Genomic DNA, 20,990 nt, shown 5'->3' on the forward strand with positions numbered 1-20,990 from the left:
CCATGCCCTCCACGCCGCGCCCTGCCGCCCTTTTCGCCGTGCCGGCGACGCTCGTCCTCTCCGCCGTGGCCGCCCTCAAGGCAGGAAGCTACCCCATAGGCTGGTCAGAAGTCCTCACCGCGCTGACAAGCCCAGGCAACGACGCCGCCAGCTTGGTGGTGGATCTGCGCCTGGCGCGGCTGGTTCTGGCCCTTGCCTGCGGCGCCGCCCTGGGGATGGCGGGCGCGGTCCTGCAAACCATCCTCGGCAATCCGCTGGCCGACCCCTTCACCTTGGGGGTCTCCAGCGGGGCCGGCCTCGGGGCCACTTTGGCCTTGGTCAGCGGAGCCAGCGGGGGGCTTGGCGTGTCCCTTGCCGCCCTTATGGGGGCCGCCGGGGCCGTGGCCGTGGTGCTGGGCCTGTGCTGGGCGGCGCGCAGCTTTTCCCGGGAAAGCCTGGTGCTGGCCGGCATCATCGTCTCCACCTTCCTCGCCGCCTGCATCGCCCTCATGAAGTCCCTGCACGAAGACTCGGTGGCCTCCATCGTGTTTTGGCTCTTGGGGAGCCTGCAAAACCGCTCCTGGCCGCATGTGGCAATGATGCTCCCCCTGAGCCTGCCGGGTATGACGGTGATCCTTGCCTCCGCCAAGATCCTGGACGTGCTCGCCCTGGGGGGAGAGTATGCCCACACCCTGGGGGTACGGGTGGCGGTGTGCCGCACCCTGCTGGTGCTGGCCGCCGCGGCGCTCACGGCCTCGTCCGTGGCGGTATGCGGCATCATCGGCTTTGTGGGTTTGGTGGTGCCGCACGGCATGCGCCTTCTGTTGGGGCCCCGTCACGGGCTCTTGCTTCCGGCCTGTGCGGTCATGGGCGGGGTGGTGCTCCTCTGGGCGGACGTGGCCGCGCGCACCGTACTCGCCCACGGGGCCGAGCTGCCGGTGGGCGTCATCACCGCCCTCGCCGGGGCGCCGGCCTTCTGCTTCGTACTCCTGGGCTCCCGGAGGCAGGCGTGATCACCATCCAGAACCTCTGCGTGGGCTTTGGCCGCCGCATGGTGCTCGAAGACATCCATCTCCATGTTGCCCGCGGCGAATGGATCGCGGTGGTGGGCAAGAACGGCTGCGGCAAGACCACCCTGCTTCGCACCATCTGCGCCCTCACGCGACCGCAGGCAGGGACGGTGCTCGTGGCCGGCACCTGCGTGCACCGCATGGCTGCCGTAACCCGCGCCCGCACCCTGGCCATGGTGCCCCAACGCCCACCGACCCTGCCGCCGCTCACGGCCCTGGACCTGGTCCTCCTGGGCCGCTTTGCCCACAGCGGCCCGTTTCGCGCACCCAGCCGTCACGACCACGCCGTGGCCGAGGCCTGCCTTGCGGAGACCGGGGCGGCACGTCTCGCCCATCGCCTAGCGCCGACTTTGTCCGCAGGCGAGCTCTCCCGGGTGCTCCTCGCCCAGGCCCTGGCGCAGGAGACCCCGGTGCTGCTCCTCGATGAGCCCGCCGCCCATCTGGACCCGTCCTGGGCCATCACCGTGTTCGATATCCTGGCCAGGCGCCATCAAAAGGGCCAGACCATCGTGCTCGTGGCCCACGACCTCAACGGCGCGGCCCTCTACTGCCCCCGCTTCGTGGCCTTGGACCGCGGCCGCGTGGCGTACGACGGCCCCACCCGCGACTTTTTTACCGCCAACCGATTGCGAGACCTTTATGGCACGCCGTTTCACCTGTTGCGCCATCCCGTGGCGGATGTGCCGCAAGCTCTGCCTCTTCCTGTGTCTGCTGACCGCACCCCTGCCCACTGAAGCGGCGGGGCATCCCCGGATCATTGCCTTGCACGGGGCGTTGGCGGAGATGGTCCTGGCTTTGGGGCGCGGGGACCTGCTCGTCGGCCGCACCGAGGCCGACGCCGAGATCCTGCCGCAGCTTCCCAGCATCGGCACGCATCTGCGGCCCAACCTCGAGGCCATTTTGGCCCTGCACCCGGATGTGGTCCTCACCCTCGAAGACGCGCCCCACGCCGAGCTCTGCGCCCTGCTTCAGACCGCCGGCATCCGCACCCTCGCGCTTCCAGGTCAGTCCTTTGCCGATCTTTTTGCCTCCCTGCGCCGCCTGGGCCGCGAACTGGACGCCGAAGCCCAGGCCGAGGCGCAAGTCCAGGCCATGGAGCGCACCCTTGCCGCCGTGGCTGCGGCTTCTGCCGCGCGCCGCCCCCGGGTGCTCGTGGAGCTGCGCTATCCCAATTTGCTGGTGAGCGGCACGGCCAGCATCGTGCACCACATGATTCTCGCTGCCGGGGGAGAAAACGCCGTGACCGCGCCGGAAAAGATCGTGCGCCTCTCGGAAGAAGAACTCCTGCGCCTGGCCCCGGAGGTCTGCGTCCTGCTGCGCGGCCCCATGCACCCCAACCCCGAGCCCCTGCCCGAGCGCGGCCCCATCTTCGCAAACCTGCCGTGCGTGCGCCGCGGCCTGGTGTTCCAGGCGGAGCAAGCGGCCTTTTCCCGCCCCACCCCCCGGGCTGTGGCGGCCACCCAACAACTCGCCACCTGGATCCAGCACGCAGCGCGCGTTCTGGAACATGGAGAACCTTGATGTATCCCGGCGAACTCATCGGCATCGGGGTCGGCCCTGGCGACCCCAAGCTCATCACCCTGGCGGCCGTCCAGGCCCTTGGTCGATGCACCCACGTCTTTGCCGCAGCCTCCAGCAGCGCCGAAGACTCCATCGCCCTGTCCATCGCCCGGCCCCACCTGCCCCCGGACACGCCGGTGACGCTGCTGCGCTTTCCCATGACCACCCAGGAAAGCGCTCTGCAGGCCGCCTGGCAGGAAAACGCCCACCAGGTGGCCACGGCGGTGCGCCAGGGCGAACGCTGCGCCTTTTTGACCCTTGGCGATCCCCTGCTCTACTCCACCTTCGGCTACCTCCTGCGTACCCTGCTCGCCCAGGACCCGCAGTTTCCGGTACGCGTCATCCCGGGGATCACTTCTTTTCAGGCCGCAGCGGCCAGGATGCGCGTGCCTCTTGCCGAAGGGCGCGAACGCCTGCTCATCCTGCCGGCGGTACGCGGGGCGCAGGAAGTCACAAGCGCCCTCGCCGCCACGGAAAGCCTCGTCATCCTCAAGGCCGGCAAGCGCTTTGCCCAAATCCACGAGGCACTGACCGCCGCCGGGGCGGCAGAACGCAGTCACCTGGCCACGGCCGTAGGACTGCCCGGAGAGCACATCTCCCTGGAGCTTCCCCAAGACGGCGCCCCGCGGCCCTACCTCACCCTGGTACTGGTCCCCAGTGCCGAGCGCACGGCGCCACCGCCCAAGGCCGCCGACCCCGAGCCCCAGCCATGAGCGCTCTGCGTGCGCTACTCATCGCCGGCACCCATAGCGGCTGCGGCAAGACCTCGGTGGCCCTGGGCCTGATGGCCGCCCTGCGAGGGCGCGGGCTTACGGTGCAAGGGTTCAAATGCGGACCGGACTTCATCGACCCAGGGCTGCACGCTCTCGCCACAGGCCGGACAAGCCACAACCTCGACGCCTGGATGCTCCCGGCCCACTCGCTCCAGGAACTCTTCCACCGCGCCTGCGCCGGGGCGGATGTGGCGGTGGTGGAAGGGGCCATGGGGCTTTTCGACGGCCAAGGAGCCTGCGAGCGCGGATCCAGCGCCGAGATCGCCACCCTCCTCGGCCTGCCGGTGGTGCTCGTCGTGGACGCCCGCGCCATGGGCCGCTCCGTGGCCGCCCTGGTGCACGGGTTCGCCTCCTTTGACCCGACGCTTGCCATCGCCGGCGTCCTCGTCAACCAGGTCGCCTCCAGCCGCCACCAGGCCATCCTCACCGAGGCCCTGGCCGCACTCCCCTCAGGCCCGCCCCTTCTGGGCTGCCTTGGTCGCGCCCCCGAGATCACCCTGCCCAGCCGCCACTTGGGACTCGTCACCGCCGAAGACCTGCCGCAGGCACGCGCCCACCTCGAGCGCCTGGCCCAATGGGTGGAGGCAAGCGGCGCCGTGGACCGCCTGCTGGCGCTTGTGCCAACGCGGCCCGCCCCTGCTGCCGTGCTGCCCGCGCCTGCAGAGCGTCCCCAGCCCGCGGTCCCCATCGGCGTGGCCCAGGACGCGGCCTTTTGCTTCGCGTATGCGGAAAATCTGCGCCTCTTGGAAGCTTCGGGCGCACGCCTGATCCCCTTCTCTCCCCTGCGGGATACGCGCCTTCCCGCCGGTATCCAGGGGCTCTACCTCTGCGGCGGCTATCCCGAGCTCCACGCCGCACCCCTGGCGGCCAACAGCCGCCTCCGGGAAGAAATCCGCGCCTTCTGCGCCTCCCACCGGCCGGTGTGGGCCGAATGCGGCGGCTTCATGTATCTTGGGCAAACCCTGACCGACATCCACGGGCATAGCCATCCCATGGTGGGACATTTTCAGCTGCATACGGTCATGGAGTCCACGCGTCAGGCCCTGGGCTACCGCCAGGTGACCATCGCCACCCCCTGCCCTCTGGGCGAGGAAGGAGAAACGGCCCGGGGTCACGAGTTCCACTACTCCCGCGTCTGCGGCCACGACCCCGAGGCGCGGCCCCTCTTTGGCAGCTCCCAAGGGGATACCGGCTGGGTCAAGGCCCAGGTGTGCGGCACCTACGTACACCTCCACCTGGGCTCCAACCCCCGCCTGGCGGCGCATTTCACCGCCGCCTGCCGCACCTGCCCGCCGTGGCCAAGAAGATAAAGGACGTCAGCCATCTCCCAAAGAAGCCGACTCTGCTTCTGCCAGAAGACAGGTGGGACAAGAGCGCACAAAGGCCAGGGCCTCCTCCAAGGGCATGGGGCGGGCAAAGAAGTAGCCCTGGGCCTCGTCGCAGCCGCCCGTGCGCAAGAACGCCACCTGCCCGGCGGTCTCCACCCCCTCGGCCAGCACCGTCAGGCTAAAGTTGCGACCCAAGTCGATGATGGTGCGCACTAAACGCTCGTCCTTGGGGTCTCCGGGGATGCCGCGCATGAAACTTTGATCGATTTTGAGCACGTGGATGGGCAGCTGCTTGAGATAGCCCAAGGAGGCGTACCCCGTGCCGAAGTCATCGAGATGCAAGCGAAAACCCAAAGAGGCCAAGCGCTCCAGCCGAGCCAAAGCCTGGGCGAAATCGCGCATGATGCTCGTCTCGGTGATCTCCACTTCCAGTAGGTGCGGGGGCACGCCAAAGGCGGCAACGGTCTGCTCCAAGGTTTCCACAAACTGCGGGTGGTCGAACTGCACGGCCGAGACGTTGAAGGCCACCGGCAGGGCTGTGGGCAAATGTCGGGCCATGATTCCCATGTCCTGGCATACTAGACGCAGGATATGCGCGCCCAAGTCCACAATGAGCCCGGTTTCCTCGCACAGGGGGATGAACTCGCCCGGCGGCACCATGGCGCCGTCCGGCCGCCGCCAGCGCACGAGGGCCTCGAAACCGGCGATCGTACCATCGGCAAGACGGATCTTGGGCTGGTAGTACATGACGAACTCCCCGGCATCCATACCCCGGCGCACGTCCATCTCCCGCTTGAGCCGCAATCCCGCCCGCTCGGCCAATTCCGGGTCAAAGAACATGAGCTGATTCTTGCCGCTCTTTTTGATGCGCAGCATGGCCATCTCGGCCCGGCCCAGGAGGGTCTCAGCCTCGGTGGCGTCCTGGGGGGCCAAGGCCACCCCGATACTCGCGCTAAGCACCACAGGCTCTCCTGCCACGACAATGGGGCGCTGGAAGGCTTGAAGGAGACGATCGCCGAGGGGCAGGGCGTCCTCGGTGCGGGAGAGGCCGAGCACCAGCACGCCGAATTCGTCACCGGCCAGACGCGCCACGGTATGCTCCGGCCCCACTGCTGCGACCAGACGCTTGCTCACCACCCGCAGCACCTCGTCACCGGCGGTGTATCCCAGGCTTTCGTTGACGTGGAGAAAATTGTCCACGTCCACGAAGAACACCGCAGCGGGCCTGCCGACGGACAGATCCTTGCGCAGGCGGTCCAAAAACAGGGCACGGTTGGGCAGACCGGTGAGCAGGTCGTGGAACTCCTGGAAGCGCAACCGTTCCTCTTGGCGCTTGTATTCGGAGATATCATGAAAGATGGCCACGTAATGGCTCACCCGGCCATGATCGTCGGCAAAGGCGGTGATGGTGAGGTGCTCGGGATAGACCTCCCCGCTCTTTTTGCGGTTCCAGATCTCGCCGGTCCAAAAGCCGGTCTCGCGCAGCGTGCGCCACATGTCGGCATAAAACTCGGGCGGATGCACATGGGACTTGAGGATCCGCGGATCCTGGCCAATGGCCTCCTCGGCGCTATAACCGGTAATGGCGGTAAAGGCCGGATTGACGCGCACGATGGTGCCCTGAGCATCGGTGATGGTAATGCCCTGCAAGGAGTGCAAGAGCACCGTGTCCAGCAGGCGCAGCTGCAGCCGCGTCTCCTCCAGGGAGGTCCGTTCCTGGAGGAGCTGATTCTGGGCCTGGGCCAGACGCCGGGTGCGCTCTTCGAGCAGTTCGCGCACATGGGCCTGGGAGCACTCCAGCTCCAGCACCACCCCTTCCAAGTGGCGGCGGATATCAGCATTTTCGTCGGCCATGGCCTTCATACGAATCCAGTTGGCTAGACGCAGGCGCAATTCCAAGGGGCGTATCGGCTTGATGACGTAATCGTTGGCCCCCAGCTTCACGGCGCGCAATTCCGAATTGGCGTCATCGAGGCTCGAAACCATGACCACCGGAACATCTCGCGTTTCGGGCAGACTCCGGATGGCTTTGAGGGTCTCATAACCGCCGAGCCCAGGCATGAGCACGTCCAAAAGGACCACATCGAAGCTGCGGTCCAATGTATCCAAGGCTTCCTCGCCGGAGGCCACGGCCACCCATTGGTAGCCGAAGCCCGCCACCATGTGCGCAAGCTGAGCGCGGGAGAACGCTTCATCTTCCACGATGAGCACCCGCGGGACGCGGTTTGGGCGCCGAGCAAAACTATAGAACGAGGCCATACAGCTTCTCCAGGTCGTCAAATGGCACGGCGACCCTTCATGACCGCCCTTCCGCGGCACGTGCCGCCAATACCGCGGAGATGGTGGCCTCCACCATGGAGATATCGAAGGGCTTGGTGAGCACCTCGTCCATACCTGCGGCCAGAAACCGCTGCCGGTCCTCGGCAAAGGCATGGGCGGTCATGGCGATGATGGGGATATGGCGGTACGGCGCCTGAGAGTCGCGGATACGGCGGGTGATTTCAACGCCGTCCATGCCCGGCATCTGCACATCCATGAGCACCACGTCGAAACACTCCTCCGCGAGCCGGGCAAGGGCCTCGCCGCCGTCCGCGGCCTCGTGCACCTCGTAGTTCCGAGAGCCCAAGAGCCGCACCGCCACCAGGCGGTTGACGACATCGTCCTCCACCACCAGCACCCGCACCCGTTCCGCGCATATAGGCTCCACGGCCACGGGCTGCAGGTCCTCCCGCCCCTCGCAGGGTTGGGCCGGCACCACCACCACGATGCGCGTCCCCTGGCCGAGGGCGGTCTCCACGCAGAGACTTCCGCCCATCAGGCGCAGCAGCCGGGCCACGATGGCCATGCCGAGACCGACGCCGCTCGTCCGCTGGGTTTGCTCGCCGCGGCAAAAGGGTTCGAAGAGCCGCTCCAAGGTGGCATCACTCATGCCCGGGCCCGCGTCCTCCACCCAGAGCCGAAGCCCCCGAGGGCATGCCTCCACCCACACCGAGACCTCGCCATCGGAGGTGTACTTGATGGCATTGCCCACGAGATTGAGGAGGATTTGCCGCAACCGGCTAGCCTCCCCCCGCCACCAGGGCGCAAGTTCCGGGGCCGTCTCCAGACGCAGCGCAAGCCCTTTGCCCGCCGCTTCCAGGCCCAAGGACCCCTGCACCGGCTCCAGCACGTCCTCGCGCACGGCAAAACGCTCCACCACCGGCTCCGGGCGCCCGGTATCCAGACGGGCAAAATCCAGGACATCGGAAAGCAGCCGCACCAAATGCCGGGAGGCGCTCCCGGCCTGGCTCACGTAAAAACGCTGCTCTTCGGAAAGGGCCGTGCCTTCCAGAAGCTGGAGCATCCCCAAGATGCCGTTGAGCGGGGTGCGCAGTTCGTGGCTCATGGTGGCCAAAAATTCACTCTTGGCCCGGTCCGCGGCCTTGGCCGCCTCCAGGGCGACAACGAGCTCGGCCTCCCGCCGCCGCACCAGGGTCATGTCGATGACCGCCAGCAGCACTTGGGTATTCTCCCCGGCGCAGGCTTCGGCATCACAAAAAAACACCAGCCGCACCGGCGTGCTTGCGCCGCGGCGATGGAGCAACAACGCATCGAAGCTGCGCTCCCCGCCCCGGGCCACTACCCCGCGCAGGCGCTCCACAAAAGCCGGGCGCGAATCCGGCGCCAGCAACCGAAAAAAATGCTGGCCACCGAGCCGCCCCTGGGGCCTCCGGACCAAATCCGCCAAGGCGAGATTGGCTTCGCGCACCACGCCGGCGCTGTCGAGCACCGCATACCCGATGGGCGCATACTGGAAGAGACGCTGGAAACGGACGCGCGAGGCCTCCAGCTCCGCCAGAGTCTCCCGCAGGGTCTCGTTTTGCACCTCCAGCTCACCCTTGTACACCGCAAGCTCGGTGACCAGTTCCTCCACCAGCGCGGCGTCCTCGGGGCTGATACGCCCGTCACGCGCCAAGGACTCCACGCGGAGCCGCAATGCATCAAGACGCTGACGTCGAGATTCGCTCATACGTGCTCCTTTGCCCTTGTAGCCGACGACATCACGCACGGACGCATGGATTTCCGCCAAACGCACCCGCCGCCTGTCGGCAGATCATACGGTTTTCCAGTCCTGAAGGCAGGTGACATCCTGATAGATTCCACTCACCTCCCCTCCATCGGGTCCTTCTTCCCATCGCCCCAGGATACGGATCCATTTGGCGCCCAAATCCGGCCGCAAGCGAGCAATCGTATCCACGGCCACATGCTCCCGGTTCACGCGCAGCACCGCGTCCCGCACATGGGCCTGAAATTCGGGGTCGAAGAGCGCCACAATCTCGGGAAGGTCCATGGTTTTCTTGGGGGCAATCCCGAACACTGCAAAGGTTTCTTCCCCCCAATACTGGTCCCCCTCCGTGCCCCGACTCACCCAAAAGCCCAAGAGCGCCAGGCGTACGGTTTTATGAAGGCGCCGCTCCAAGGCCGACAGCTCCTGGCGCAGACGCACGGATGCCGTAATATCCCAAAAAGACAGAACAGCTCCGGCAAAGTCCGAAGGCCCCACGGAATACGGGGAAATCTGCATGTGATACACTTGGCCGCTATTGCCCGCACGCACCTCGCGCTCCAGCGTCTTTTGGGTGGCCATGACTGCATCCACCAGGGCAGGCAAATCCACGTCTTCGAGGTCATGCGCGATGTGGCTGAAGGGACGGCCGACGTCCTGCTCCAAAACGGAAAAGATCCGGGTAATGGGCGGCGAAAACCGGCGGATGGCCTTGTTCTCGTCCAAAAGGAGAATGCCAACCCCCGTGGCGTTGAGGATGTTGTCGATATCATGATGCAAGGATACGAGTTCGTAGATCTTATTCTGGTATTCACTGTTGACGGTATACAGTTCCTCGTTGGTGGCCTGAAGCTCCTCGTTGGTGGCCTGAAGCTCCTCGTTGGTGGCCTGAAGCTCCTCGTTGGAAGTCTGCAGCTCCTCAATGGTGGCCTGAAGATTTTCCCGGGTAAGCTGCAACTCGGACTCCAAATCCCGAATACGCTCCTCGCTTTCCTTGCTGAGGTCGTATACGATTGTGGGGCTGCCTGGACGCTGTGCCGCCGGCAAGAACATCATCGCCGCCAAATTGGGATGTCCTTTGCGCTGCGGCAACAGCCGCACGCGGATGGTCATGGCCTGTCGGGCCTCCCCTTCATCCATCATGACGGTAGTCTCCTGCTCCTCGCCGCTACGGAAGGCCTTTTGCACCAGGCTCGTCAGCAGGATGGTCATATCCTTGCGCGCCAAGGAGGAGAGCTCCATGGACAACCGTCCGGAAGGGATGCGAAACACGGGCGAGGCATCTCCGAAGATGTGCATCACCTGCAGGTCTTCCGTAACAATGGCCGAAAGCGGCAAGATATCGCCCTCAATACCCAGAAGAAAACGCTCGAGCACCCGTTCATCCATGAATCCGGCCCGGGATCCCCTCTGAACGTACGGATTGAAGGCAAGGCTTCCTGGAGTGGGGCTGGGCACAGACGTGACGCTCATGGCCTTGGGCCCGCTCCTCTTACCCACTGAGCGAAAAATCCTGAACTTGTGGTGCACCGGCTGGAAATACACCGAAGCGTCACCCAAGCTCTCACTGGACCCAAGAAAAAGGATTCCATCGGGGTTCAAGGAGAAATTGAAATACTCGAAGATCTTCTGCTGGACCTTTGGCTGGAGATAGATGAGTAAGTTACGACAACTGATGAGATCGATCTTGGTAAAGGGCGGGTCCGCAATAAGGTTATGCCGGGAAAAAACCACGAGCTCGCGAATACGGCGGGCCACCTGAAAGGAGTCGCCGTTCTTGTGGAAGTACTTGGTTAAAAGGGTGGGGTTCACGTCAGCGGCGATGCTCTCGGGATATACCCCGGCGGCGGCCGCCTGAATGGCGTTCTGATCCAAGTCCGTAGCAAAGATCTTCACCGGCTTGTGGTCGCCCGTGGCGTCCATGTACTCATGCGCCAAGATCGCAAGGCTATAGGCCTCTTCCCCCGACGAACATCCTGCCACCCAGAAGCGCACCTCGCGGTCACCAGCATTCCGAAACAGAGCAGGCAGACACTCCTCGGCCAGGTAGCGAAAGGCCTCGACGTCCCGGAAAAAGCTGGTCACACCGATGAGGAACTCCTTGTACAACGCATCGATCTCCGCCGGATATGACTGGACGTATTCGATGTATTCCTCAAGGCTCGAGGCGTGGGTGACCATCATGCGCCGTTCGATGCGGCGCGTCACCGTACCTGGCTTGTAGTAGGTAAAATCCACCTTGGTCTTGTTCCGCACCAAGGCAAACAGCTTGGTGATGCCGCGGGACTCGGCCGAGTCCTGCTCGGAGTCGTCCCGCACCAAGAGGGGTTCGTGCTTGGCAAACGCCAAGAGCTGTGCCGCCATGGCTTCCGGCGGCAGGACGAAGTCCGCCACGCCGGTGGAGATGGCGGCTTTGGGCATGCCGTCGAACTTGGCGCTGGCCTCGTCCTGCACCATGACCATGCCGCCATGCTCCTTGACCGCCCGCACCCCACGCGTGCCATCGCTGCCCGTGCCGGAGAGGATGACGGCGATGGCCTTTTCGCCCTGGTCTTCGGCAAGGGAAAGCAAAAAGATATCGATGGGGAGGTTGATGCCCCGGGCTGTCTCCTGTTCGTTGAGCACCAAACGACCGTGGAAGATGGTGAGGTTCTTTTTGGGCGGGATGAGGTAGATGGTGTCCGCCTCCACTTCCATACCATCCTCGGCGCGGCACACGGGAATGGAGGTCTTCTTGGAGAGGAGCTCCACCATGAGACTCTTATAATCCGGTGACAGATGCTGAATGACGATGAAGGCCATGCCCGTGTGCCGAGGCATGGCCTGGAAGAAGTGCTCGATGGCCTCCAGCCCCCCGGCCGAGGCGCCGATACCCACGTAATAAGTTGGAGCCGCCATGATCATTCCTTGCTTGCGTGTGCTCAGGAGCCGGTACACCACATCCGTCGCCCCCAGAAAGGGCCGCTGCATGCAGGCCGCTCCGCAGTCAAACTCCCCCCAAGACAACGGGAAGGAACGAAAACCGCGTATCGTTCCAGCAACATGTTTGCAATGTCTTCCTCACCAAACACCCGTCTGTCCGCGACGCGAAAGCAGTGGTGGATCCGCTGGCGCCGCAGGGTTTTGGGGCGCGCGCGTCCACTCGGTGTGGAACAGCATGCCACGCGGGGCGTCAACGCGCTCGTAGGCATGAGCGCCGAAATAGTCCCGCTGGGCCTGGAGCAGATTGGCGGGCAGCTGCTCGGTGCGGTAGCCGTCGTAATAGGCCAAGGCGGCGCTCAGCGCCGGCACGGGGATACCCCACTGTACCGCCCGGGTCACGCTACGGCGCCACCCTGCCTGAGCCCGGTGCAAGGCGTCCGCAAAAAACGGGGCCAGCATCAGGTTGGACAGGTCCGGGGCCGCGCCAAATGCCCGGTGAATATCCTCCAAAAAAGCGGCGCGGATGATGCAACCTTCCCGCCACAAAAGCGCGATACGGCCATAGTCAAGACGCCATCCCTGGGCTTGGGCCACGGCGCGCATGAGCTGAAACCCTTGGGCGTAGGAGACGATCTTGGCCGCGTACAGCGCCTGCATGAGATCCTGGATAACGGACTTCGCATCCTCGCCCCCCCGCGCCCCTGGACCGCGCAAGCTGCGCGATGCTGCGGCACGCTCGTCCTTGAGGCCGGAAAGAGCACGGGCAAAGACCGCCTCGGCGATGAGCGAAAGGGGCACGGCCATCTCCAGGGCTGTGGCCACGCTCCACGCGCCGGTGCCCTTCTGCCCGGCCACGTCGAGGATCCCGTCCACCGTGGGCCGACCGTGGGCATCGGTATGCTCCAAAATCCGGCTGGTGATGGAAATCAGGTACGATTGCAGCGGGCCTCGATCCCAGCGGGCAAAGACCTGGGCCATCTCTTGGGGGCGCAGCCCAAGGCCGCTGCGCATGAGATGATACACCTCGGCGATGAGCTGCATGTCGCCATACTCGATGCCGTTATGCACCATCTTCACGAAATGCCCTGCCCCGCCTTCGCCCACCCAATCGCAGCACGGCACCCCCGCGTCCGTCACCGCGCAGATGCGCTGCAAAACGGGACGCACCACCTCCCAGGCAGCCGGGGATCCGCCCGGCATGATGGATGGGCCCAGGAGCGCCCCCTGCGCGCCCCCGGAAATCCCAGCGCCCACGAGCCAAAACCCGGCGCGCTCCATCTCCTGCACGCGGCGGGCGGTATCCAGAAAATGCGAATTGCCGCCATCGATGACCACATCGCCGGCGCTCAAAAGGCCCCGAAGCTCGGCAAGCAGCGCATCCACCGCCTGACCCGCAGGGATCATGCACAAGATCTGACGCGGCCGCTTGAGCACGGCCACAAGCCCGCCCAGGTCATGGCACCCGATGATGTTCTTCCCCGCGCCCCGGCCCTGAACAAAGGCGTCCACCTTGCTCGGGGTGCGGTTGAAACACGCCACCGTGAACCCACGGCGCTCCATATTGAGGATGAGGTTTTCTCCCATCACCCCCAAGCCCACGACACCGATATCGGCCTGTCCGCGCACGCCCCCCTCCTGGAGTTGGTATGTCGATGCAAACGCCAGGGCCCCGCGCACTCACCGTTCGCAGGGCAATCCACAGCACCCCATGCGCCAGGCGTGGCCGCCCTTGGCCAGAAGCGCATCCGCCGCCTCCGGTCCCCAGCTGTTCTTGGGGTAGATCCAAAGCGGCGGGGCGTGGGGATCGCCGTCCCACCCGGAGATCACCGGGTCGATCAAACGCCACGCAGTCTCGATGCCGTCACTGCGGGCAAAGAGCGCGGCATCTCCCTTCATGGCGTCCAGCAGCAAACGCTCGTAGGCGTCAGGGAGCGCCACATCCGGAAACGCCTCCCGATACGTGTGGCTCATGTGCACCGAGCGGGACTCCGCCACCGTGTCCGGCACCTTGGTCTCGAAGCGCAGGTGGATGCCTTCGTCGGGCTGGATGCAGATGGACAAGAAGTTGGGACGAAAACAATCCTTGCGTCCCAAATGGAAGATGACGTCGGGCGGCGGCTGGAATTCCACGACAATAAGGCTGCTTTTGGTCAGCATGGCCTTGCCGGAGCGCAGATAAAAGGGGACCCCCTGCCAGCGCCAATTGTCGATGAAGAGCTTGAGCACCGCGAAGGTGGGGGTTGAAGAATCCGGGGCCACGCCCGGAGTCTCCCGGTAGCCTGCGTACTGCCCGCGCACGGTATCGCCGAGGGCGATGGGGCGCACTGCGCCCAAGACCTTCACCTTTTCGTTCCGAATGGCATCGGCGTCCAGGGACGCCGGCGGCTCCATGGCCGTGAGGGCCAAAAGCTGCATCAAGTGGTTCTGGAACATGTCCCGCAGCACGCCCGCCCGGTCGTAGTACGCCCCCCGCCGCCCAACATCCACGCTCTCTGCCACGGTGATCTGGACGTTGGATATGTAATGCCGATTCCATACAGGCTCGAAAAACGTATTGGCAAAGCGGAGGAAGAGGATATTCTGGGCGGTTTCCTTGCCGAGATAGTGGTCGATACGAAAAACCTGATGCTCGGCAAAGACATCGTGCACCTGCTCATTGAGCGCTCTGGCGGAGACAATGTCGTGGCCAAACGGCTTTTCGATGATGATACGGCGGTAGCCTGCTGTCTCCAGGTTCATGCCGGAAGCAGCCAGATGCGCGCAGGCCGTGGCGTAGAGCTCCGGAGCGGTGGCCAGGTAATACAAGCGGTTGGCCCGGCCGGACTCCCCTTTTTGGAGAAAGGCGTGCAGCGCCGCCAGGTCCGCAGGGTTCTCCAAATCTCCGCGGAAGTAGTGGAGCATTCGGGCAAAAGCAGGCCAGGCGGCGCGGCCTTCGTGCTGCGGGGAAAGGCCGCCGGCCAAGTGCTCCCGAAATTGGTCATCCGTCCATGGCCGCCGGGCAAAGCCGACGATACGCAGGGGCTGTGGCAGGCGGTCCTTACAGAAGTTATTGAACAGTGCCGGAATGAGTTTGCGCCGGGTCAAATCCCCGGAGGCACCGAAAATCACCAATGTGGTTATGCCAGGCGCATGCATGCACACCTCCTGTGGGCTGCGCTGCCCCGCCCTTTGGGGACGACCCCCTTTCGCACGGCGCCGCGCCCATCACGCTCCAGGGGCGAGCCGGGCGCTCTTGGCCGCGACCTTGGCCAGTAACGCCTCGAAGGAGCGGGCAAACCCCGCCACACCTTCCTCCTGGAGCTGCTTTTCCACGGCCTCCAGGTCAATGCCCAGGGCGGCCAAGGCCGCCAATTGCTCGTGCGCCGCATCCAGGCCCTGGGCCAGCGTGGGCGCGACGGTGCCGTGATCCCAAAAGGCCTCCAGGGTGGCCGGAGGCAGGGTGTTCACCGTGCGGCCGCCGATGAGGGCGTCCACGTACAGGGTGTCCGGATAGGCAGGGTTCTTGGTGCTCGTGCTCGCCCAAAGGAGGCGCTGCGCCCGCGCGCCCTCACGCTCCAAGGCGCTCCAGCGCGGGCCGGAAAAGATCTCCTGCATCAGGCCATAAGCCGCCTTGGCACAGGCGATGGCGATGGTCCCCTGCAGGTGACGGGCGCCACGCGCCTCCAACAGCGCATCCACGGCGGAATCAATGCGGCTGACAAAAAACGAGGCCACCGAGGCCACCTGCCGGGCACTCCCTCCGGCGGCAAGCCACTGTGCAAGCCCGGCGATATAGGCCTCGGCCACGGCGCGGTAGGCGCCAAGCCCGAAGATCAAGGTCACGTTGACGCTCACCCCTTGACGGATAAGGGCCGTGATGGCGGCGATCCCCGCAGGCGTCGCCGGGACCTTGATCATCAGGTTGGGCCGGTCCACGGCGCGCCAAAGCCGCAGGGCCTCGGCAATGGTGCCCTGGGTGTCATGGGCAAGGGCGGGGCTCACCTCGAGGCTCACATAGCCGTCCTCACCTGCGCTTTCTTCGTAGACCGGGCGCAGCAGGTCCGCGGCGCGCTGGATGTCCTCCACCATCAAGGTCTCGGCAATCTGTGCTGCGCCCATGCCGCGGGCCGCCAAGGCCTCAATGGCGGCATCGTAATCGGTGCTGCCCACGATGGCCTTTTCAAAGATGGAAGGGTTGGAGGTCACCCCGCGGATTCCGGCCTGGATGAGAGCGGCAAGCCCACCGCTCTCCAAAAGGGAGCGGTGGATGTTGTCATACCAGATGGACTGGCCCAATGCCGCAAGGGCATGGAGTTTGGTCATGGTTTCCTCCTTCACGAAACAGGTCATTCTCCGCAGTGGACTGCGCCTGCTGCCCGCAGGCGAGGCGACACACGGCGGGCGGCCTCATGGTCGAGAAACCATTGCACCATACCGCCTGCAGGCGCAACCAGGGATGCCGGAAAACGCGCATCCCCAGGAGAATGCAGCACCCGCTCCACGGCGTCTGCCTTGCCGGCCCCGGCAACCACAAAAAGCACACGGCGGGCGGCGTTGATCATCGGCAGGGTCAGAGTCAGGCGCACTGCCGGGGGCTTGGGGGCATGGCGCACCGGGACCACCCAGCGCCGGGTCTCCTCCAAAGCTGGATGGCCGGGAAAGAGCGAGGCGGTGTGTCCGTCGCGGCCAAGGCCAAGAAGCACCATGTCCAAAGAGGGCGCAGCACCGGGATTCGCTCCCACTACTTGGCGTAAGGTCGCGGCATAGCTACGGGCAGCGGCCTCCAGGGAGCCGGTGGTGGGCATGGGATACACCTGCGGTGCGCAGGAAGGCACGCGATCCAGCACTGCGCTGCAAAACCGCCCGTAATTGGAATCCGGGCTGGCGTGCGGCACCCAACGCTCGTCCACCCAAAAAATACGCCACGCAGCGCAGTGGATTTCCCGGCGGTTCACAAGCCCAACGAAGGCAGGGGCCAGCAAGTTCACCAGCGAGCCGCCGGAAAAAGCCACACAAAACCGCCCGCGGGAGGCGATGGACGCCTGCGCCGCCTGGGCCACGGCAGCCGCAACCGCGCATCCCACAGCTTGATCGTGCTCGAACACCGACACTTCCACACCCAACGCCATCATCCCCTCCAGCTCACTTCCACCATCCCCGCTGCGACGAGCAGCCAGAAAAAGCGCTTGTCTGCGCTGATGCTATCAAATGAGGACAACGCAGCATAGTCCAACGGAAACATCATAAAGAAAAAAACACTGCATCGCACTCCTCCGATGTCTGCGCTTGCCCCTTGACCTCGGGCCCGGCCTTGACCATGCGAGCCGTGCCGGGGCGCGAACCCCCGGCCATGATCTGCACTGGAGTCGTTACGTGCCTTCCATCCTTTTTGCCACCAACTCCGACAAGCTCTCCGGCGGCAATCGCCAGCTGGCGCTGGCGGCCAACGCCCTGGCGGCAGGCGGGCATTCGGTCGCGGTCGTTGCCCCCACGGGACGCAAGCTCAGCGGCACCCTGGACGCCGCGGTCACCTGCATTCCGTCAGGCCCCCGCCTGAGCCTCGCCCAAGTACGCCGCATCCTGGCAGACATCCGGCCGGACGTGGTGCACTGTTTCCATAGCCGGGTGTACAAAGCCTTTCTCCTCGCCAAATTGCTTGGCGCGCGCTTTCGGCTGTTTCTCAACCGCGGGGTGGTCTTCGTGCCAGGGAGCTTTCCGTTGTTCTTCCTCCCGCAACTCGACGGCCTCATCTGCAACTCCGAGGCGGCAGCCACGGTGCTGCGCCGCCTGTGGATCCCCAAGCGCAAGATCCACGTGATCCCCAACGCCATCGCCATACCCGAGGGCTGTCCCGATCCCGCCACCCGCCCCAGCCCGCCGTGGGTGACCTTCGTGGGCGGCACCAAGCCCTACAAAGGGCTGGACGTGTTTCTCTCGGCCATGGCCAGCCTCGCCCAGCGTCGCCGCGACTTCGCGGTGCACGTCGTGGGGACCCGCGCAGATCCCCGGTGGGAAGCCCTCCTGGGGCCGGCCTTGGAGCGCACCCGCTTTCACGGCGCCGTAGCCCACGCGGAAGTGCTGCGTGTGCTCTCCGCCACCAGCATCTTCGTGCTCGCCTCGCGTCAGGAAAGCCAGCCCAACGCCCTCTTGGAGGCCATGGCCTGCGGGGCCGCGCCTGTGGCCACCGCTGTGGGCGGGGTGCCGGAAATCCTCACCCACGGTCGCGATGGCATCCTCGTGGCCTCCGAAGACCCGGAGGCCATGGCCCAGGCCGTGGGCCGGCTTTTGGATGTCCCCAGCGAGCGCATCCTGCTGGCGACTGCGGCCCAAAGGCGTGCCGAAGACTTTTCCGTGCCAACGCGCGTGGCGCGCCTTCTTGCCATCTACGGTCTTGACGGAGCCGAAAAGTGATCCCGAGATCCATTCCCGTGCTCTGCTACCACGACGTGGGCACCCCCGGCGGGCACCCGGCCGAGCTCTTCGAGGCCCATCTGCAGGAGATCGTGCGCAGCGGCTGGCGTACCCTCTCCTGTGCGGAGCTTTTGGCCGTACTCACGGGAAAAACGCCGGTGCCGGAGCGCAGCCTCATGCTCACCTTCGACGACTGCCACGTGAGCATGTGGACCGAGGTGGCCCCGCGCCTTCGGCGCCTTGGGCTGCACGGCGTCTTCTTCGCCATCACCGACTTTTTGGGCCAGGGGCCGGCGCGCACCCCAAGCCAATGCCCCGCCCCGGCCAAGCTCTCCCATGGCCTGCGCCTGGCCCTGCGGCAGCAGGATTTTTCCCATTTTCTGCGCGCAAGCGAAGTGCGCGCCCTGGTGGAGGACTTCGGCTTCGAGGTGCACAACCACACCGCCCGGCACCAGGGCTGCTTCATCAGCCCTGTCCCCACCGGCACCGTGGGCCAAGGCTGCCACTGGGCCGTGGCCGGCATCTACCGCACCGAAGACCCGCGCTACCCGGTCTTTGCCCTGGGAAGCGCCTATGCCTACGACGGTTTTTGGCCCGAGGAACTGCCGCACGCCGTGCGTCTCACCCGCCGAAGCCCAGAGACCCGCGCCACGGACTGCCTGGCGGAGCTTGTCCGCTCCCGGGAAGTCATCCAAGAAGTCACCGGCAATACGGCGGTATGGCTCTGCTGGCCGTGGGGGCACTTCGACGCCGCCTCCACCCAGGCGGCGCGCGCAAGCGGCCACGCGGGGGCCTTCACCCTGGAGCGCGGGCCCAACGCGCCGGGCACCGACCCCTTCCGGGTGCAGCGCATCGGCGTGGGCCGCCGCAAAAGCGTGGGCTGGCTGCGCCGGCGTCTGGCCATGCACGCCACCACCTGGGGGGCGCGACTCTTTGGCAAACGCTTCCGCAACGTTCCTCCCGACCCGGATCTGCACTCTTTCGAGGTACCTCTTGCATGAAACTCTCCCACGAAGCGCAGAACACAAGCAGCATTGAGCTGCTGCGCCGCACGCTACGCTATTTTCTCCCCTACCGCACGCGCATCGTCGTCTCTCTCGTCTCCATGGGCATTGTGGCCGCCTGCTCTGCGGCAGCGGCCTTCCTGGTCAAGCCCGCTCTGGACGACATCTTCATCCGCAAGGACGAAGACGCCCTGGTGCTCATCCCTGCGGCCCTCATCGCCGTGTTTCTCATCAAGGGGGTCTTTCGCTTTCTGCAGAACTACGAGATGAACTACTGCGGTCTCAAGGTGCTGGAGCGATTGCGCGAAGAGCTCCACAGCCGCATCATCCGTCTGCCGGTGGGGTTTTTCGAGGAAAACCAGACCGGCATGCTCATGTCGCGCATTCTCAGTGACGTCACCATGGTGCGCACGAGCCTGCCGAGCATGGTGATGCTGGTGCGCGAGGCCCTCACCATGGTGGGACTGGTGGGGGTGGTCTTCTACCGCGATCCCGCCATGGCCACCTTGGCGGTGGTGGTGCTGCCGGTGGCGGCCTATCCCTTCTTCTACTTCGGCAAAAAACTGCGCCAATTAGGGCGCAAAAACCAAGCGCGCATCTCCGACATCTCCTCCTTTTTGCAGGAAATCTTCAGCGGCATCCGGGTGGTGAAACTCTTTGCCGCGGAAAAGCGCGAAGACGAACGCTTCCGCCGGGAAAACGGCCGCTTGGTGGACATCGCCGTGCGCCAGATCAAGTACAACGAGCTCTCCTCGCCGGTGATGGAGCTCATCGGCGCCCTGGGCGCGGGAGTGGTCATCTGGTACGGCGGCTCCAAGGTGATCGCCGGCGAGTCCACGCCCGGCACCTTCTTCTCCTTCATGACCGCCCTGGTGATGCTCTACGACCCCCTCAAAAAGCTCACCAGCGCCAACCTCGACATCCAAAAGGCCCTGGCCGGGGCGGAGCGTATCTTCCAGGTGCTCGACGACCCACGCCTTGCCGAAGAGCCCCGCGGCGGCATCCCGCTGACGCCACCCTTCCAGGACCTCGTCTTCGAGCACGTCTCCTTCACCTATCCCGGGACCAGCTCCCCGGCCCTCCACGACATCTGTCTCACCGTGGCCCGCGGCCAAAAAGTGGCCGTGGTGGGCCCGTCCGGCGCCGGCAAGTCCACCCTGGCGGCCCTCATCCCCCGGTTCTATCTCCACGACTCCGGCCGCATCCTCCTCAACGGCCGGCCCATCGAAGACTATGACCTGGCGAGCCTGCGCCGCTTCCTCGGTGTGGTCTCCCAGGACAATTTCCTCTTCAACGGCAGCGTGCGCGACAACATCGCCTACGGTCGGCCCGACGCCCCCATGGAGGCGGTCATCCAGGCCGCCCAGGCCGCTTTTGCCCATGACTTCATCTCCCAGCTTCCCCAGGGCTACGACACCGTGGTGGGCGAGCGCGGGGTCAAACTCTCCGGCGGCCAGAAACAGCGCATCACCATTGCCCGGGCCATTTTGGAAAACCCGGAGCTGCTCATCCTCGACGAGGCCACCAGCGCTCTGGACACCGAGTCCGAACGCATGGTGCAGCAGGCTCTGGACAACCTCATGGAAGGCCGCACCAGCCTGGTCATCGCCCACCGCCTCTCCACGGTGGTGGAAGCCGATGCCATCGTGGTCATGGAGTCCGGCCGCATCATCGCCCAAGGTCGGCACCAGGAACTCCTCGCCTCCTGCCCCCTCTACCGCGCCATCGCCCAGATGCAGCTCGGCGCCTCCTGACTGCGTGATTTGCCCCAACCCCTTGGGGCAAATCCCCCAGCGCGGATGGCCCGCCCGCTGGAAAGCGGGCGGCTCCTTCGATCAACAACCAAATATCTCTTACGATTTTTACTCCACGCACTCTGGCACGATTCCGGCAAAGATCCCCGGCAAACCTTTGCTGAA

At 65.2% G+C, this 20,990-nt stretch carries 15 protein-coding genes; 8 read left to right on the forward strand and 7 right to left on the reverse strand.

All coding sequences use genetic code 11. The features are described from left to right. Positions 1-2: 2 nt before the first annotated feature. From BR00_RS03365 to BR00_RS03385, 5 genes are read left to right on the forward strand one after another with little or no spacing between them, the layout of a single operon-like run. Positions 3-992 (forward strand): FecCD family ABC transporter permease, encoded by a 990-nt coding sequence (locus BR00_RS03365; RefSeq protein ID WP_496476199.1) that lies wholly within the window; start codon positions 3-5, stop codon positions 990-992. Further along, entirely contained in the window at positions 989-1,783 is a 795-nt protein-coding gene (locus BR00_RS03370; protein ID WP_496476200.1) for an ABC transporter ATP-binding protein, read from the forward strand. The genes BR00_RS03365 and BR00_RS03370 overlap by 4 nt, the downstream gene beginning before the upstream one ends. Continuing rightward, positions 1,689-2,570: an ABC transporter substrate-binding protein gene (locus BR00_RS03375; RefSeq protein WP_496476201.1), complete on the forward strand. Its 882-nt coding sequence runs from the start codon at positions 1,689-1,691 to the stop codon at positions 2,568-2,570. Before BR00_RS03370 ends, BR00_RS03375 begins: the two co-directional genes overlap by 95 nt. Further along, positions 2,570-3,322, forward strand: a complete 753-nt coding sequence (gene cobI / locus BR00_RS03380) for a precorrin-2 C(20)-methyltransferase (RefSeq protein ID WP_496476202.1) — start codon at positions 2,570-2,572, stop codon at positions 3,320-3,322. Before BR00_RS03375 ends, cobI begins: the two co-directional genes overlap by 1 nt. Then, complete coding sequence (locus BR00_RS03385) at positions 3,319-4,692, forward strand: cobyrinic acid a,c-diamide synthase CobB (protein WP_496476203.1); 1,374 nt, start codon at positions 3,319-3,321, stop codon at positions 4,690-4,692. Before cobI ends, BR00_RS03385 begins: the two co-directional genes overlap by 4 nt. 6 nt (positions 4,693-4,698) lie before the next feature. Here BR00_RS03385 and BR00_RS03390 read toward each other — a convergent pair whose 3' ends face one another. The 7 genes from BR00_RS03390 to pgl form a co-directional block, all read right to left on the reverse strand. Further along, on the reverse strand, positions 4,699-6,969 hold the full coding sequence (locus BR00_RS03390) for a two-component system response regulator (protein WP_496476204.1): 2,271 nt from the start codon (positions 6,967-6,969) through the stop codon (positions 4,699-4,701). Between the two features lie 37 nt (positions 6,970-7,006). Beyond that, positions 7,007-8,719, reverse strand: coding sequence for a response regulator (locus BR00_RS03395; protein WP_496476205.1), 1,713 nt, complete (start codon positions 8,717-8,719; stop codon positions 7,007-7,009). An 84-nt stretch (positions 8,720-8,803) separates the two neighbouring features. Further along, complete coding sequence (locus BR00_RS03400) at positions 8,804-11,725, reverse strand: chemotaxis protein CheB (protein ID WP_496476206.1); 2,922 nt, start codon at positions 11,723-11,725, stop codon at positions 8,804-8,806. 90 nt (positions 11,726-11,815) lie between these two features. Beyond that, the gene (gnd, locus tag BR00_RS03405; protein ID WP_496476207.1) at positions 11,816-13,303 is read right to left on the reverse strand and encodes a decarboxylating NADP(+)-dependent phosphogluconate dehydrogenase; all 1,488 of its coding nucleotides are present in this window, start codon (positions 13,301-13,303) and stop codon (positions 11,816-11,818) included. A 51-nt stretch (positions 13,304-13,354) separates the two neighbouring features. Next, complete coding sequence (zwf, locus tag BR00_RS03410) at positions 13,355-14,812, reverse strand: glucose-6-phosphate dehydrogenase (RefSeq protein ID WP_496476208.1); 1,458 nt, start codon at positions 14,810-14,812, stop codon at positions 13,355-13,357. Positions 14,813-14,881: 69 nt separating this feature from the next. Then, entirely contained in the window at positions 14,882-15,979 is a 1,098-nt protein-coding gene (gene tal / locus BR00_RS03415) for a transaldolase (protein ID WP_496476209.1), read from the reverse strand. A gap of 23 nt (positions 15,980-16,002) precedes the next feature. Beyond that, complete coding sequence (gene pgl, locus BR00_RS03420; protein WP_496476210.1) at positions 16,003-16,788, reverse strand: 6-phosphogluconolactonase; 786 nt, start codon at positions 16,786-16,788, stop codon at positions 16,003-16,005. A gap of 241 nt (positions 16,789-17,029) precedes the next feature. On the opposite strand from pgl, the gene BR00_RS03425 reads away from it, so the two are divergent. From BR00_RS03425 to BR00_RS03435, 3 genes are read left to right on the forward strand one after another with little or no spacing between them, the layout of a single operon-like run. After that, the gene (locus BR00_RS03425; RefSeq protein ID WP_496476211.1) at positions 17,030-18,067 is read left to right on the forward strand and encodes a glycosyltransferase family 4 protein; all 1,038 of its coding nucleotides are present in this window, start codon (positions 17,030-17,032) and stop codon (positions 18,065-18,067) included. Beyond that, entirely contained in the window at positions 18,064-19,068 is a 1,005-nt protein-coding gene (locus tag BR00_RS03430) for a polysaccharide deacetylase family protein (RefSeq protein ID WP_496476212.1), read from the forward strand. The genes BR00_RS03425 and BR00_RS03430 overlap by 4 nt, the downstream gene beginning before the upstream one ends. Then, positions 19,065-20,825 (forward strand): ABC transporter ATP-binding protein, encoded by a 1,761-nt coding sequence (locus BR00_RS03435; protein WP_496476213.1) that lies wholly within the window; start codon positions 19,065-19,067, stop codon positions 20,823-20,825. Before BR00_RS03430 ends, BR00_RS03435 begins: the two co-directional genes overlap by 4 nt. The last annotated feature ends 165 nt before the right edge of the window (positions 20,826-20,990 follow it).

The sequence above is a fragment of the Thermodesulfomicrobium thermophilum DSM 16697 genome (assembly GCF_059568695.1).

What these genes read in the sequence shown, in the direction of transcription:
- BR00_RS03435 (WP_496476213.1), top strand. Translation starts at nt 19,065, where the DNA reads ATGAAACTCTCCCACGAAGCGCAGAACACAAGCAGCATTGAGCTGCTG.
- BR00_RS03400 (WP_496476206.1), bottom strand. Translation starts at nt 11,725, where the DNA reads ATGCAGCGGCCCTTTCTGGGGGCGACGGATGTGGTGTACCGGCTCCTG.
- cobI (WP_496476202.1), top strand. Translation starts at nt 2,570, where the DNA reads ATGTATCCCGGCGAACTCATCGGCATCGGGGTCGGCCCTGGCGACCCC.
- tal (WP_496476209.1), bottom strand. Translation starts at nt 15,979, where the DNA reads ATGACCAAACTCCATGCCCTTGCGGCATTGGGCCAGTCCATCTGGTAT.
- BR00_RS03385 (WP_496476203.1), top strand. Translation starts at nt 3,319, where the DNA reads ATGAGCGCTCTGCGTGCGCTACTCATCGCCGGCACCCATAGCGGCTGC.
- zwf (WP_496476208.1), bottom strand. Translation starts at nt 14,812, where the DNA reads ATGCATGCGCCTGGCATAACCACATTGGTGATTTTCGGTGCCTCCGGG.
- BR00_RS03390 (WP_496476204.1), bottom strand. Translation starts at nt 6,969, where the DNA reads ATGGCCTCGTTCTATAGTTTTGCTCGGCGCCCAAACCGCGTCCCGCGG.
- BR00_RS03375 (WP_496476201.1), top strand. Translation starts at nt 1,689, where the DNA reads ATGGCACGCCGTTTCACCTGTTGCGCCATCCCGTGGCGGATGTGCCGC.
- pgl (WP_496476210.1), bottom strand. Translation starts at nt 16,788, where the DNA reads ATGATGGCGTTGGGTGTGGAAGTGTCGGTGTTCGAGCACGATCAAGCT.
- BR00_RS03395 (WP_496476205.1), bottom strand. Translation starts at nt 8,719, where the DNA reads ATGAGCGAATCTCGACGTCAGCGTCTTGATGCATTGCGGCTCCGCGTG.
- BR00_RS03365 (WP_496476199.1), top strand. Translation starts at nt 3, where the DNA reads ATGCCCTCCACGCCGCGCCCTGCCGCCCTTTTCGCCGTGCCGGCGACG.